The following is a 15,816-nucleotide window of genomic DNA, read 5'->3' on the forward strand; positions in this document are numbered from 1 at the left end:
CAACCCACTAAGTATAGAAAAACATCAAACAATACTTTTTTTGCAATTTAATGTTGACCCAGAACGCGAAAACACGTTTAATACACCTCGTCGCCCGGATAGCTCAGTCGGTAGAGCAGAGGATTGAAAATCCTCGTGTCGGTGGTTCGATTCCGCCTCCGGGCACCACAATTTATTTGTTGGTGTCTTAGACAACAACAGTAAAGCACAAAGAAATATTATGTGCCGACTTAGCTCAGTAGGTAGAGCAACTGACTTGTAATCAGTAGGTCACCAGTTCGATTCCGGTAGTCGGCACCATTTCTTTAAAGCTTTAAGAATAATTCCCCTTTAGTTCAGTTGGTAGAACGGCGGACTGTTAATCCGTATGTCGCAAGTTCAAGTCTTGCAAGGGGAGCCAAGTTAATCATCAAGCATAAGCTTTTTGATTCATGATGCCGACTTAGCTCAGTAGGTAGAGCAACTGACTTGTAATCAGTAGGTCACCAGTTCGATTCCGGTAGTCGGCACCATTCTCTTGATTAGAGACTAAACAATCAATTCCCCTTTAGTTCAGTTGGTAGAACGGCGGACTGTTAATCCGTATGTCGCAAGTTCAAGTCTTGCAAGGGGAGCCAATTAAAGAAAGCCGCATCACTGATGCGGCTTTTTTGCATCTGGATGATCCTAACTTTTCAATGACTCCCCCTTCCTCTTTCTAATACCTAATTCAATTCAGAAGCCAACAGTTTTGAATCCCCTTCAAAGCTCATCACGCTTTACTCTTTAATTCCGTTTTAGATCCAGTAACAACAGATTATCCAATTGTACAAAGAGCCAGTCACAACGGACTTGTTAGTTACGTTACTGTTGATTAGTTCTATAGGAATGAACAAGCTTTAGAGCGAATTAAATAGGTTCTAGAAAGGCTCTGTCGGTTGTTCAAATTGAAATGACATCAGAGTTACTCTTTATCAAAACTATCCACTACAATCGCTCCCATAGATGCAGGCATGGAAATTACAATCACCCTTTTGATCGATACAATTGGATCGCTGAGTAAAGGCAGCTTGTCCAAACAAGTCAGTACCAGCGCAACAACCAACGCTGTCATCACATAAGCAATAACGATTCGAAAAATAAAGACCGGCAGGCGAGCAACAATATCTTTCTGAAAGACACTCTCATAGGTATAAAAGCCTAGGAACACCGCAGACAACAGGAACAACAATAACAAGTTAGCTGTGGGTAAGGTTTCCCCTAGTTTCCAGGCCTCTTCAGAAAAAGAAATCGGCACGGCCAAAGCAAAAGATCCAACAAAGATCTGGCTAGCATCTTCAAAGTTAAAACTTAATTTCATCAGGCTACCTTTAAGGCTTAGGAATGTGTCTAGTTACCAAAACTATCAATTCATGATCTTAGGGGAATTTGTTAATTACCATCTAATATTAGTCGCATTGGTCAGAACATAGCTTGGACTAACAAGCAGTAAAATGAATAACTCACAGAACTGGTCACCAACCTCGCGTATCCACTGCCAGTGTTGAGGGAACAAGTGCATCTTTCATCTATGAGCTAAGTAAATACCTATTAGTCATCGTAGCCACTAGGTTTCAACCAACTCTATATAAATCAATACTAGAGATACTATGCCTGCTTAATTCCACATTAGTGGTACTCTTCAAATCTGAAACATCCCCTCTGATTCAATGGCGGGCTCGACATTAATACAAACAAATTTATGACGTTAATAGCCATTCTTTAATGGTGTATCTATGAGGATCCTAAAGGCTTTTAGAGTACTCTAAGCTGATTAGTGGCAAAGACGCTACGATAGCCTCTAGCGTTTAAATAAAAGGTATTGAGTACTAGCTTGTGACTGCATATCGAAAATTCTTTCTACACTTAGTGCCAGCTTATAGGTTGTGATATTTCTGGGTAAGCCTCTGGCTAATCATTACAGATCTTGATTGTGAGCGACAAACAGAGTGAAGCGGAGGATAAAAGTAGGCTGAAGCTTTGTTTACAAGTATCTATAACCTCGCGCTTTCTAATAGCACTATTCATAATCACAAGACTCTGGTGTAAGTATTGAAACGTATCTGATAGTAAACCTTCGGAGGCTTACGCCTCTTAAGCCACTCTATCCATATCCAACCTGACCTGATGAAGCTACGCAACTAAACTTAATCAGGTCTTTGTAATTACATAGAAAACATTTTTAGGGTTAGGTGCTCAAATACCAAAGCTGTATACACGAAGCGCCCTAAATCTAATTCTACGAATGAGCTTTCAGAACAGCGACTAAATAGTCGAACCTCTAAAGAATAGAGGAGTCCGAATAATTAGATTAAGTGCAAAAGTCTAATGACTCTCAACGAAGGTTTTTATGATGAGTAAATAGCTAGCGACTCATACAGCAAGAAATCATTACTCACAGATCAAAGACGCATGCTTATCGAAGTGCAACAAGCTTTTTCAAAGCAAGAGAGGCTAATAACTGATGTGAGTAAGTCTAAAGAAAGATAAGCCTTTATTTAGCTGCAAAAGACTCCGCTATGTCTAACGAGGCTTCTTTTAAGAGAAGTTATAGCTTGGGTCTTAGAAGATTGGGACTAGTAGGTCGAAGATCAAAGCATCTACGCTCAGAAACAACGAAAGCCAAGTCACAAGATTAGGCTTTCAATAAGTGGCGGAGTGGCTAGGCTGTTATTCCATCGGACTTGCGCACTAACGGGACTCTTTCGACCAAAGAGTGTGTATACAATGATTCAAATGTAAAAAAGCCCTGCTATTTCTAGCAGGGCTTATCTATAAGTGACGAAGTGGCTGGGGTCGCAGGTGACCGGACTCGTTGGTCGAAAACCAAAATATCTATTCCCCAAACGACGAAAGCCTAGTCTTATGACTAGGCTTTCTGATAAGTGGCGGAGTGGACGGGACTCGAACCCGCGACCCCCGGCGTGACAGGCCGGTATTCTAACCAACTGAACTACCACTCCGCAGTGTCTATTCAGCTTAAAGCAATTTGAGCCTGACGATGTCCTACTCTCACATGGGGAAGCCCCACACTACCATCGGCGCTATTGTGTTTCACTTCTGAGTTCGGCATGGAATCAGGTGGGTCCACAATGCTATGGTCGTCAAACAAATTCTGTTGTTAACTTGAATAATCAAATCAACCAAATATGGTGCTGATACCCAGACTCGAACTGGGGACCTCACCCTTACCAAGGGTGCGCTCTACCGGGCTGAGCTATATCAGCAATTCAGAACCGTTTAAAAGATTCTAAAGATTTAAAGCCTGGCGATGTCCTACTCTCACATGGGGAAGCCCCACACTACCATCGGCGCTATTGTGTTTCACTTCTGAGTTCGGCATGGAATCAGGTGGGTCCACAATGCTATGGTCGCCAAGCAAATTTTAAAATTCGGAAAACTGTATTTAAAAGTAACTCTTCAAACTCATTCAAGGTCTGTCTTTGAGTCCACAAAACCCCTTGGGTGTTGTATGGTTAAGCCTCACGGGCAATTAGTACAGGTTAGCTCAATGCCTCGCAGCACTTACACACCCTGCCTATCAACGTTCTAGTCTTGAACAACCCTTAAGGACGCTTATAGCGTCAGGGAAAACTCATCTCAGGGCTCGCTTCCCGCTTAGATGCTTTCAGCGGTTATCGATTCCGAACTTAGCTACCGGGCAATGCCATTGGCATGACAACCCGAACACCAGAGGTTCGTCCACTCCGGTCCTCTCGTACTAGGAGCAGCCCCCTTCAATTTTCCAACGCCCACGGCAGATAGGGACCGAACTGTCTCACGACGTTCTAAACCCAGCTCGCGTACCACTTTAAATGGCGAACAGCCATACCCTTGGGACCGACTTCAGCCCCAGGATGTGATGAGCCGACATCGAGGTGCCAAACACCGCCGTCGATATGAACTCTTGGGCGGTATCAGCCTGTTATCCCCGGAGTACCTTTTATCCGTTGAGCGATGGCCCTTCCATTCAGAACCACCGGATCACTATGACCTGCTTTCGCACCTGCTCGAATTGTCATTCTCGCAGTCAAGCGGGCTTATGCCATTGCACTAACCACACGATGTCCAACCGTGTTTAGCCCACCTTCGTGCTCCTCCGTTACTCTTTGGGAGGAGACCGCCCCAGTCAAACTACCCACCAGGCACTGTCCGTAATCCCGATTCAGGGACCAACGTTAGAACATCAAAACTACAAGGGTGGTATTTCAAGGACGACTCCACCACATCTAGCGACGCGGTTTCAAAGTCTCCCACCTATCCTACACATGTAGGTTCAATGTTCAGTGCCAAGCTGTAGTAAAGGTTCACGGGGTCTTTCCGTCTAGCCGCGGGTACACTGCATCTTCACAGCGATTTCAATTTCACTGAGTCTCGGGTGGAGACAGCGTGGCCATCATTACGCCATTCGTGCAGGTCGGAACTTACCCGACAAGGAATTTCGCTACCTTAGGACCGTTATAGTTACGGCCGCCGTTTACCGGGGCTTCGATCAAGAGCTTCGACCGAAGTCTAACCCCATCAATTAACCTTCCGGCACCGGGCAGGCGTCACACCGTATACGTCATCTTACGATTTTGCACAGTGCTGTGTTTTTAATAAACAGTTGCAGCCACCTGGTATCTGCGACTCTCGTCTGCTCCATCCGCAAGGGACTTCACTGATAAGAGCGTACCTTCTCCCGAAGTTACGGTACCATTTTGCCTAGTTCCTTCACCCGAGTTCTCTCAAGCGCCTTGGTATTCTCTACCCGACCACCTGTGTCGGTTTGGGGTACGATTCCTTACAATCTGAAGCTTAGAGGCTTTTCCTGGAAGCATGGCATCAATGACTTCACTACCGTAGTAGCTCGACATCGTATCTCAGCGTTATGAAAGTCCGGATTTACCTAAACTTTCCGCCTACGTACTTGAACCTGGACAACCGTCGCCAGGCCCACCTAGCCTTCTCCGTCCCCCCATCGCAATTGTAAGAAGTACGGGAATATTAACCCGTTTCCCATCGACTACGCCTTTCGGCCTCGCCTTAGGAGTCGACTTACCCTGCCCCGATTAACGTTGGACAGGAACCCTTGGTCTTCCGGCGAGGGAGTTTTTCACTCCCTTTATCGTTACTCATGTCAGCATTCGCACTTCTGATACCTCCAGCAGCCCTTACAGACCACCTTCAACGGCTTACAGAACGCTCCCCTACCCCACATACCCTAAGGTACGTAGCCGCAGCTTCGGTGTATAGCTTAGCCCCGTTACATCTTCCGCGCAGGCCGACTCGACCAGTGAGCTATTACGCTTTCTTTAAATGATGGCTGCTTCTAAGCCAACATCCTGGCTGTCTGAGCCTTCCCACATCGTTTCCCACTTAGCTATACTTTGGGACCTTAGCTGGCGGTCTGGGTTGTTTCCCTCTCCACGACGGACGTTAGCACCCGCCGTGTGTCTCCCGGATAGTACTTACTGGTATTCGGAGTTTGCAAAGGGTTGGTAAGTCGGGATGACCCCCTAGCCTTAACAGTGCTCTACCCCCAGTAGTATTCGTCCGAGGCGCTACCTAAATAGCTTTCGGGGAGAACCAGCTATCTCCAGGTTTGATTGGCCTTTCACCCCTAGCCACAAGTCATCCGCTAATTTTTCAACATTAGTCGGTTCGGTCCTCCAGTTGATGTTACTCAACCTTCAACCTGCCCATGGCTAGATCACCTGGTTTCGGGTCTAATCCTAGCAACTGTACGCCCAGTTAAGACTCGGTTTCCCTACGGCTCCCCTAAACGGTTAACCTTGCTACTAAAATTAAGTCGCTGACCCATTATACAAAAGGTACGCAGTCACACCACGAAGGTGCTCCTACTGCTTGTACGTACACGGTTTCAGGTTCTATTTCACTCCCCTCACAGGGGTTCTTTTCGCCTTTCCCTCACGGTACTGGTTCACTATCGGTCAGTCAGTAGTATTTAGCCTTGGAGGATGGTCCCCCCATATTCAGACAGGATATCACGTGTCCCGCCCTACTCGTTTTCACTGATGATGAGATGTCGATTACGGGGCTATCACCCTTTACTGCGGCACTTTCCAGAGCCTTCATCTGTCTCATTAAAAGCTTAAGGGCTAATCCAATTTCGCTCGCCGCTACTTTCGGAATCTCGGTTGATTTCTCTTCCTCGGGGTACTTAGATGTTTCAGTTCCCCCGGTTTGCCTCCTGTTGCTATGTATTCACAACAGGATACTTACTTATGTAAGTGGGTTTCCCCATTCAGGAATCCCAGACTCAAAGGTTATTACTACCTAATCTGGGCTTATCGCAAGTTATTACGCCTTTCATCGCCTCTGACTGCCAAGGCATCCACCGTGTACGCTTAGTCACTTAACCATACAACCCGAAAGGGTCTTAGTGTATGGCAACTAACCAAGGTTTTGGTTGTCATTAAGAAGGGTTAATTCTCAATGACTGTTTGCCGGACTCAATGTGAATCAAACTAAGTTTGATTCGAATACAAGACACTTGAATGTGTTTGTTGTGTTTATCTAAAGATAAACATTGAGAACTTTTAAATTTGATTGAATTACTCGTAAGTAATCAATCAGTCAGCTTTCCAAATTGTTAAAGAGCTTGATTTCTTTCGAAACCATTTTTAAAGATTCTTAGGGAAAAACCCTTAAAGATGGTGGAGCTATGCGGGATCGAACCGCAGACCTCCTGCGTGCAAGGCAGGCGCTCTCCCAGCTGAGCTATAGCCCCATCTAGGTCGATATTGGTGGGTCTGAGTGGACTTGAACCACCGACCTCCCGCTTATCAGGCGAGCGCTCTAACCAGCTGAGCTACAGACCCAATATCGTCTCTTAACTTTTCTAAACCTAATCAATCTGTGTGGACACTTATCGTGAGTATCTTCGTATAAGGAGGTGATCCAGCCCCAGGTTCCCCTAGGGCTACCTTGTTACGACTTCACCCCAGTCATGAACCACAAAGTGGTGAGCGTCCTCCCCGAAAGGTTAAACTACCCACTTCTTTTGCAGCCCACTCCCATGGTGTGACGGGCGGTGTGTACAAGGCCCGGGAACGTATTCACCGTAGCATTCTGATCTACGATTACTAGCGATTCCGACTTCATGGAGTCGAGTTGCAGACTCCAATCCGGACTACGACGCACTTTTTGGGATTCGCTCACTATCGCTAGCTTGCTGCCCTCTGTATGCGCCATTGTAGCACGTGTGTAGCCCTACTCGTAAGGGCCATGATGACTTGACGTCGTCCCCACCTTCCTCCGGTTTATCACCGGCAGTCTCCCTGGAGTTCCCGACATTACTCGCTGGCAAACAAGGATAAGGGTTGCGCTCGTTGCGGGACTTAACCCAACATTTCACAACACGAGCTGACGACAGCCATGCAGCACCTGTCTCAGAGCTCCCGAAGGCACACCTGCGTCTCCGCTGGCTTCTCTGGATGTCAAGAGTAGGTAAGGTTCTTCGCGTTGCATCGAATTAAACCACATGCTCCACCGCTTGTGCGGGCCCCCGTCAATTCATTTGAGTTTTAATCTTGCGACCGTACTCCCCAGGCGGTCTACTTAACGCGTTAGCTCCGAAAGCCACGGCTCAAGGCCACAACCTCCAAGTAGACATCGTTTACGGCGTGGACTACCAGGGTATCTAATCCTGTTTGCTCCCCACGCTTTCGCATCTGAGTGTCAGTATCTGTCCAGGGGGCCGCCTTCGCCACTGGTATTCCTTCAGATCTCTACGCATTTCACCGCTACACCTGAAATTCTACCCCCCTCTACAGTACTCTAGTTCACCAGTTTCAAATGCAGTTCCGAGGTTGAGCCCCGGGCTTTCACATCTGACTTAATGAACCACCTGCATGCGCTTTACGCCCAGTAATTCCGATTAACGCTCGCACCCTCCGTATTACCGCGGCTGCTGGCACGGAGTTAGCCGGTGCTTCTTCTGTTGCTAACGTCAAGAGATAGCGCTATTAACACTACCCCCTTCCTCACAACTGAAAGTACTTTACAACCCGAAGGCCTTCTTCATACACGCGGCATGGCTGCATCAGGCTTTCGCCCATTGTGCAATATTCCCCACTGCTGCCTCCCGTAGGAGTCTGGACCGTGTCTCAGTTCCAGTGTGGCTGATCATCCTCTCAGACCAGCTAGGGATCGTCGCCTTGGTGAGCCATTACCTCACCAACTAGCTAATCCCACCTAGGCATATCTTGACGCGAGAGGCCCGAAGGTCCCCCTCTTTGGCCCGTAGGCATTATGCGGTATTAGCCATCGTTTCCAATGGTTATCCCCCACATCAAGGCAATTTCCTAGGCATTACTCACCCGTCCGCCGCTCGACGCCCATTAACGCACCCGAAGGATTGTTAGTGTCGTTTCCGCTCGACTTGCATGTGTTAGGCCTGCCGCCAGCGTTCAATCTGAGCCATGATCAAACTCTTCAATTTAAGATTTTGTGACTCAACGAATACTGACTTCAAAACTACAAAAAGTAATTCTAAAGCTATTACCATTCCAACAGAATGATAATGAATTGACTGTGCCAAATAACCGAGGTTATTTGTATTGGTCACTCAGTTCATTGAAATCATTTTGATTCCGAAGAATCTGTTTTATCTAATGATAAAACGTTTTGATATTCATCAACGAGTGCCCACACAGATTGATAGGTTTAAATTGTTAAAGAGCTTTGCTTTCAGTGCCTTAGCACTCAAGCAGGACGCGTATAATACGCTTTCTACTTTGAAAGTCAACATAAAATACTAAGAAAACTTAGAACTCTATGGTGACTTGTCTACTTAGTAGACAAAGTCGAAATTAAAGCCTGGCGATGTCCTACTCTCACATGGGGAAGCCCCACACTACCATCGGCGCTATTGTGTTTCACTTCTGAGTTCGGCATGGAATCAGGTGGGTCCACAATGCTATGGTCGCCAAGCAAATTTTGCTTTTACTTTCAGCTTTTTTAAAAACTGAAGGCAAAATAATCTGGAAAACTGTAATTTAAAAGTAACTCTTCAAACTCATTCAAGGTCTGTCTTTGAGTCCACAAAACCCCTTGGGTGTTGTATGGTTAAGCCTCACGGGCAATTAGTACAGGTTAGCTCAATGCCTCGCAGCACTTACACACCCTGCCTATCAACGTTCTAGTCTTGAACAACCCTTAAGGACGCTTATAGCGTCAGGGAAAACTCATCTCAGGGCTCGCTTCCCGCTTAGATGCTTTCAGCGGTTATCGATTCCGAACTTAGCTACCGGGCAATGCCATTGGCATGACAACCCGAACACCAGAGGTTCGTCCACTCCGGTCCTCTCGTACTAGGAGCAGCCCCCTTCAATTTTCCAACGCCCACGGCAGATAGGGACCGAACTGTCTCACGACGTTCTAAACCCAGCTCGCGTACCACTTTAAATGGCGAACAGCCATACCCTTGGGACCGACTTCAGCCCCAGGATGTGATGAGCCGACATCGAGGTGCCAAACACCGCCGTCGATATGAACTCTTGGGCGGTATCAGCCTGTTATCCCCGGAGTACCTTTTATCCGTTGAGCGATGGCCCTTCCATTCAGAACCACCGGATCACTATGACCTGCTTTCGCACCTGCTCGAATTGTCATTCTCGCAGTCAAGCGGGCTTATGCCATTGCACTAACCACACGATGTCCAACCGTGTTTAGCCCACCTTCGTGCTCCTCCGTTACTCTTTGGGAGGAGACCGCCCCAGTCAAACTACCCACCAGGCACTGTCCGTAATCCCGATTCAGGGACCAACGTTAGAACATCAAAACTACAAGGGTGGTATTTCAAGGACGACTCCACCACATCTAGCGACGCGGTTTCAAAGTCTCCCACCTATCCTACACATGTAGGTTCAATGTTCAGTGCCAAGCTGTAGTAAAGGTTCACGGGGTCTTTCCGTCTAGCCGCGGGTACACTGCATCTTCACAGCGATTTCAATTTCACTGAGTCTCGGGTGGAGACAGCGTGGCCATCATTACGCCATTCGTGCAGGTCGGAACTTACCCGACAAGGAATTTCGCTACCTTAGGACCGTTATAGTTACGGCCGCCGTTTACCGGGGCTTCGATCAAGAGCTTCGACCGAAGTCTAACCCCATCAATTAACCTTCCGGCACCGGGCAGGCGTCACACCGTATACGTCATCTTACGATTTTGCACAGTGCTGTGTTTTTAATAAACAGTTGCAGCCACCTGGTATCTGCGACTCTCGTCTGCTCCATCCGCAAGGGACTTCACTGATAAGAGCGTACCTTCTCCCGAAGTTACGGTACCATTTTGCCTAGTTCCTTCACCCGAGTTCTCTCAAGCGCCTTGGTATTCTCTACCCGACCACCTGTGTCGGTTTGGGGTACGATTCCTTACAATCTGAAGCTTAGAGGCTTTTCCTGGAAGCATGGCATCAATGACTTCACTACCGTAGTAGCTCGACATCGTATCTCAGCGTTAAGAAAGTCCGGATTTACCTAAACTTTCCGCCTACATACTTGAACCTGGACAACCGTCGCCAGGCCCACCTAGCCTTCTCCGTCCCCCCATCGCAATTGTAAGAAGTACGGGAATATTAACCCGTTTCCCATCGACTACGCCTTTCGGCCTCGCCTTAGGAGTCGACTTACCCTGCCCCGATTAACGTTGGACAGGAACCCTTGGTCTTCCGGCGAGGGAGTTTTTCACTCCCTTTATCGTTACTCATGTCAGCATTCGCACTTCTGATACCTCCAGCAGCCCTTACAGACCACCTTCAACGGCTTACAGAACGCTCCCCTACCCCACATACCCTAAGGTACGTAGCCGCAGCTTCGGTGTATAGCTTAGCCCCGTTACATCTTCCGCGCAGGCCGACTCGACCAGTGAGCTATTACGCTTTCTTTAAATGATGGCTGCTTCTAAGCCAACATCCTGGCTGTCTGAGCCTTCCCACATCGTTTCCCACTTAGCTATACTTTGGGACCTTAGCTGGCGGTCTGGGTTGTTTCCCTCTCCACGACGGACGTTAGCACCCGCCGTGTGTCTCCCGGATAGTACTTACTGGTATTCGGAGTTTGCAAAGGGTTGGTAAGTCGGGATGACCCCCTAGCCTTAACAGTGCTCTACCCCCAGTAGTATTCGTCCGAGGCGCTACCTAAATAGCTTTCGGGGAGAACCAGCTATCTCCAGGTTTGATTGGCCTTTCACCCCTAGCCACAAGTCATCCGCTAATTTTTCAACATTAGTCGGTTCGGTCCTCCAGTTGATGTTACTCAACCTTCAACCTGCCCATGGCTAGATCACCTGGTTTCGGGTCTAATCCTAGCAACTGTACGCCCAGTTAAGACTCGGTTTCCCTACGGCTCCCCTAAACGGTTAACCTTGCTACTAAAATTAAGTCGCTGACCCATTATACAAAAGGTACGCAGTCACACCACGAAGGTGCTCCTACTGCTTGTACGTACACGGTTTCAGGTTCTATTTCACTCCCCTCACAGGGGTTCTTTTCGCCTTTCCCTCACGGTACTGGTTCACTATCGGTCAGTCAGTAGTATTTAGCCTTGGAGGATGGTCCCCCCATATTCAGACAGGATATCACGTGTCCCGCCCTACTCGTTTTCACTGATGATGAGATGTCGATTACGGGGCTATCACCCTTTACTGCGGCACTTTCCAGAGCCTTCATCTGTCTCATTAAAAGCTTAAGGGCTAATCCAATTTCGCTCGCCGCTACTTTCGGAATCTCGGTTGATTTCTCTTCCTCGGGGTACTTAGATGTTTCAGTTCCCCCGGTTTGCCTCCTGTTGCTATGTATTCACAACAGGATACTTACTTATGTAAGTGGGTTTCCCCATTCAGGAATCCCAGACTCAAAGGTTATTACTACCTAATCTGGGCTTATCGCAAGTTATTACGCCTTTCATCGCCTCTGACTGCCAAGGCATCCACCGTGTACGCTTAGTCACTTAACCATACAACCCGAAAGGGTCTTAGTGTATGGCAACTAACCAAGGTTTTGGTTGTCATTAAGAAGGGTTAATTCTCAATGACTGTTTGCCGGACTCAATGTGATTCAAACAAGTTTGAATCGAATACAAGACACTTGAATGTGTTTGTTGTGTTTATCTAAAAGATAAACATTGAGAACTTTTAAATTTGATTGAATTACTCGTAAGTAATCAATCAGTCAGCTTTCCAAATTGTTAAAGAGCTTGATTCAATCAATGAACCATTTTTAAAGACACTTAAATAAATGTACTTAAAGATGGTATCCCGTAGGGGAGTCGAACCCCTGTTACCGCCGTGAAAGGGCGGTGTCCTAGGCCTCTAGACGAACGGGACATAGGTTACTCTTAACTGTTTAAACATATCAATCTGTGTGGACACTTGTCGTGGATATCTTCGTATAAGGAGGTGATCCAGCCCCAGGTTCCCCTAGGGCTACCTTGTTACGACTTCACCCCAGTCATGAACCACAAAGTGGTGAGCGTCCTCCCCGAAAGGTTAAACTACCCACTTCTTTTGCAGCCCACTCCCATGGTGTGACGGGCGGTGTGTACAAGGCCCGGGAACGTATTCACCGTAGCATTCTGATCTACGATTACTAGCGATTCCGACTTCATGGAGTCGAGTTGCAGACTCCAATCCGGACTACGACGCACTTTTTGGGATTCGCTCACCATCGCTGGCTTGCAGCCCTCTGTATGCGCCATTGTAGCACGTGTGTAGCCCTACTCGTAAGGGCCATGATGACTTGACGTCGTCCCCACCTTCCTCCGGTTTATCACCGGCAGTCTCCCTGGAGTTCCCGACATTACTCGCTGGCAAACAAGGATAAGGGTTGCGCTCGTTGCGGGACTTAACCCAACATTTCACAACACGAGCTGACGACAGCCATGCAGCACCTGTCTCAGAGCTCCCGAAGGCACACCTGCGTCTCCGCTGGCTTCTCTGGATGTCAAGAGTAGGTAAGGTTCTTCGCGTTGCATCGAATTAAACCACATGCTCCACCGCTTGTGCGGGCCCCCGTCAATTCATTTGAGTTTTAATCTTGCGACCGTACTCCCCAGGCGGTCTACTTAACGCGTTAGCTCCGAAAGCCACGGCTCAAGGCCACAACCTCCAAGTAGACATCGTTTACGGCGTGGACTACCAGGGTATCTAATCCTGTTTGCTCCCCACGCTTTCGCATCTGAGTGTCAGTATCTGTCCAGGGGGCCGCCTTCGCCACTGGTATTCCTTCAGATCTCTACGCATTTCACCGCTACACCTGAAATTCTACCCCCCTCTACAGTACTCTAGTTCACCAGTTTCAAATGCAGTTCCGAGGTTGAGCCCCGGGCTTTCACATCTGACTTAATGAACCACCTGCATGCGCTTTACGCCCAGTAATTCCGATTAACGCTCGCACCCTCCGTATTACCGCGGCTGCTGGCACGGAGTTAGCCGGTGCTTCTTCTGTTGCTAACGTCAAGAGATAGCGCTATTAACGCTACCCCCTTCCTCACAACTGAAAGTACTTTACAACCCGAAGGCCTTCTTCATACACGCGGCATGGCTGCATCAGGCTTTCGCCCATTGTGCAATATTCCCCACTGCTGCCTCCCGTAGGAGTCTGGACCGTGTCTCAGTTCCAGTGTGGCTGATCATCCTCTCAGACCAGCTAGGGATCGTCGCCTTGGTGAGCCATTACCTCACCAACTAGCTAATCCCACCTAGGCATATCTTGACGCGAGAGGCCCGAAGGTCCCCCTCTTTGGCCCGTAGGCATTATGCGGTATTAGCCATCGTTTCCAATGGTTATCCCCCACATCAAGGCAATTTCCTAGGCATTACTCACCCGTCCGCCGCTCGACGCCCATTAACGCACCCGAAGGATTGTTAGTGTCGTTTCCGCTCGACTTGCATGTGTTAGGCCTGCCGCCAGCGTTCAATCTGAGCCATGATCAAACTCTTCAATTTAAGATTTTGTGACTCAACGAATACTGACTTCAAAACTACTATGTAATTCTAAAGTTATTACCATTCCAACAGAATGGTAATGAATTGACTGTGCCAAATAACCCCTCTCTATATAGAAAGTAATTATTTGTATTGGTCACTCAGTTCATTGAAATCAATGTTGTTACCGAAGTAACTACTATTACCTAAGTAATAACGTTTTGATATTCATCAACGAGTGCCCACACAGATTGATAGGTTTAAATTGTTAAAGAGCTTCTCTTCGATGTGACTTACATCACTTCGGAAGAGGCGGCCATTCTAGCGACTTAATCCTCAGTGTCAAACACTTATTTGGAATTAATTTCTACTTTCTAATAGTAGGAGCGAGTAATCACTCAAAGCTAGTTGCCTTCACTAACATTCTGCGCTGAAGCCTTGTGGCGTCTGCCGTGTCAGTGAGGCGGCATTATAGAGATGCCGCTCTTATTGGCAAGCATTAAATGCGTTTTTTATTGAAAAAAGAGGTTAAGCGAAGACATTTCAACCAAGGGCTTATTTATACCATTTTCACCCCAAGTTTCGAACAAACTACTCACAACACCTTGTGGATAACTACTCTCCGTTATCAAAAAAGTAAGATAAACGAGCTCTTGGGTTTAGATACTCTCTCACTTGTTCCGGTAATTTACTTGGATGAACGGCATTGACGATTTTTATCTCTTTAATAAAGAGGTCAATAATCGGAGCTTGGGTTCTTGGTACGCTCGGATCATAGATAAGAACATTCGGATAAAGCATATGCTTAGCATTAACGGATATCACAATCCCAATCGAATCATTTGAAAGCTGAACAACCGTTCCCGGTGGGTACACTCCCATAAACTTGACCAGTAAACTCAAGTTGTCCTGACTATATAGATGCTTGCAACTCTTATATAAGTGAGACAATGCCAGATACGGGATCATTTGTTGAGATTGTGTTTTGCCATGGCAAAGGTTATCAAATGCATTAGCCACTGCCACTATCTTGGCAAATTCATCTATCTCATCTTCTTTTAAGCCTTCAGGGTAACCAGAACCATCATTCATCTCATGATGTTGAGCAATCACCTTTTTGGCCCTTTCAGGAAAGTCATCAATTGTTGAGACAATATCTGCACCATATTTTGTATGAAGCTTTAAGTAATTCTCTTCTGGTACCGTAAGGGCACTCTGCTTTCTTAATATAGCGACTGGTATTTTGATTTTGCCTACATCGTGGAACAACGCTGCGAAGGAAAGATCTTTTAATTGCTGCGTATTGAAACCTTTCGCTTTACCTATCATCAGTGCGACAACAGAAACATTCAGTGTATGAAAATAGATGTCTTCAAAATCAGCTTTAGCATTCATAAGGTGCAAGGTGACGTTATCATCGCTTACTAATGTTTCGACAATGTCATCAACCAGAGCTTTAACCTCCCCTACGGCATCTAAAGGTCGATTACGGATCTTGGTCATTACAGAACGCATACGAGCCAGTGAACGTTCGAACTCTTTCTCGCAATGACTCACTCTGCGACGATAAGAGCTTAGAGTTTCGATACGTTCATGCTTATCTTTCCACATTCTTTCTGCTTCTAGGCTTACTTGTAAATCAGTATCGGCTTCTTGCTCAATCACATGGTTAGCAGGTAGAGGGGATGTATCGCTTTGATTCAAGTTTATATAGACGTGCTTAATCCCAAGATGTCGAATTACCTTTACTTGGGCGTCATCTTTGATTTTAAAGCTGTTAAATAAAAATGGGTGTTCATTCCATTTTACGGGGAGTCGTATATGCAGACCGGGCTGAATGCGATCTACGGTAATCTTTATGCTGCCCAT

The 15,816-nt window shown here is 46.9% G+C and carries 2 protein-coding genes, 10 tRNA genes and 7 rRNA genes; 5 read left to right on the forward strand and 14 right to left on the reverse strand.

All coding sequences use genetic code 11. The features are described from left to right. Positions 1–92: 92 nt before the first annotated feature. The 5 genes from FLM53_RS05795 to FLM53_RS05815 all read left to right on the forward strand — a co-directional run bounded on the left by FLM53_RS05795 (position 93) and on the right by FLM53_RS05815 (position 617). Positions 93–168 (forward strand) — tRNA-Phe (locus FLM53_RS05795). 56 nt (positions 169–224) lie between these two features. Beyond that, positions 225–300: transfer RNA gene (locus FLM53_RS05800), tRNA-Thr, on the forward strand. A 24-nt stretch (positions 301–324) separates the two neighbouring features. Then, positions 325–400: transfer RNA gene (locus tag FLM53_RS05805), tRNA-Asn, on the forward strand. 36 nt (positions 401–436) lie between these two features. Further along, positions 437–512 (forward strand) — tRNA-Thr (locus FLM53_RS05810). 29 nt (positions 513–541) lie between these two features. Further along, positions 542–617 (forward strand) — tRNA-Asn (locus FLM53_RS05815). A gap of 326 nt (positions 618–943) precedes the next feature. Here FLM53_RS05815 and FLM53_RS05820 read toward each other — a convergent pair. The 14 genes from FLM53_RS05820 to FLM53_RS05885 form a co-directional block, all read right to left on the reverse strand. Further along, positions 944–1,339 (reverse strand): DUF2391 family protein, encoded by a 396-nt coding sequence (locus FLM53_RS05820; protein WP_017079303.1) that lies wholly within the window; start codon positions 1,337–1,339, stop codon positions 944–946. A gap of 1,565 nt (positions 1,340–2,904) precedes the next feature. After that, a tRNA-Asp gene (locus FLM53_RS05825) sits at positions 2,905–2,981 on the reverse strand. A gap of 30 nt (positions 2,982–3,011) precedes the next feature. Continuing rightward, positions 3,012–3,127, reverse strand: a 5S ribosomal RNA gene (gene rrf / locus FLM53_RS05830). Between the two features lie 41 nt (positions 3,128–3,168). Further along, positions 3,169–3,245 (reverse strand) — tRNA-Thr (locus FLM53_RS05835). A gap of 36 nt (positions 3,246–3,281) precedes the next feature. Continuing rightward, positions 3,282–3,397: ribosomal RNA gene (rrf, locus tag FLM53_RS05840) — 5S ribosomal RNA — on the reverse strand. 93 nt (positions 3,398–3,490) lie between these two features. Next, a 23S ribosomal RNA gene (locus FLM53_RS05845) occupies positions 3,491–6,382 on the reverse strand. A 293-nt stretch (positions 6,383–6,675) separates the two neighbouring features. After that, positions 6,676–6,751: transfer RNA gene (locus FLM53_RS05850), tRNA-Ala, on the reverse strand. Between the two features lie 14 nt (positions 6,752–6,765). Continuing rightward, positions 6,766–6,842: transfer RNA gene (locus FLM53_RS05855), tRNA-Ile, on the reverse strand. 67 nt (positions 6,843–6,909) lie between these two features. Beyond that, positions 6,910–8,464: ribosomal RNA gene (locus tag FLM53_RS05860) — 16S ribosomal RNA — on the reverse strand. A gap of 375 nt (positions 8,465–8,839) precedes the next feature. Beyond that, positions 8,840–8,955: ribosomal RNA gene (gene rrf / locus FLM53_RS05865) — 5S ribosomal RNA — on the reverse strand. Positions 8,956–9,086: 131 nt separating this feature from the next. Then, a 23S ribosomal RNA gene (locus FLM53_RS05870) occupies positions 9,087–11,978 on the reverse strand. Between the two features lie 294 nt (positions 11,979–12,272). Further along, positions 12,273–12,348 (reverse strand) — tRNA-Glu (locus FLM53_RS05875). A gap of 65 nt (positions 12,349–12,413) precedes the next feature. Beyond that, positions 12,414–13,968, reverse strand: a 16S ribosomal RNA gene (locus FLM53_RS05880). Together the 16S, 23S and 5S rRNA genes with 5 tRNA genes alongside form the textbook arrangement of a ribosomal RNA operon. Before the next feature lie 594 nt (positions 13,969–14,562). Beyond that, the gene (locus FLM53_RS05885; RefSeq protein ID WP_176680473.1) at positions 14,563–15,816 is read right to left on the reverse strand and encodes an HD-GYP domain-containing protein; all 1,254 of its coding nucleotides are present in this window, start codon (positions 15,814–15,816) and stop codon (positions 14,563–14,565) included.

Source organism: Vibrio sp. Scap24 (assembly GCF_013394185.1).
In the GTDB taxonomy this organism is placed as follows: Bacteria; Pseudomonadota; Gammaproteobacteria; order Enterobacterales; family Vibrionaceae; genus Vibrio; species Vibrio pomeroyi.

Bases quoted from the DNA above. Each gene is read 5' to 3' on its own strand.
- FLM53_RS05820 (WP_017079303.1), bottom strand. From the start codon at position 1,339: ATGAAATTAAGTTTTAACTTTGAAGATGCTAGCCAGATCTTTGTTGGA.
- FLM53_RS05885 (WP_176680473.1), bottom strand. From the start codon at position 15,816: ATGGGCAGCATAAAGATTACCGTAGATCGCATTCAGCCCGGTCTGCAT.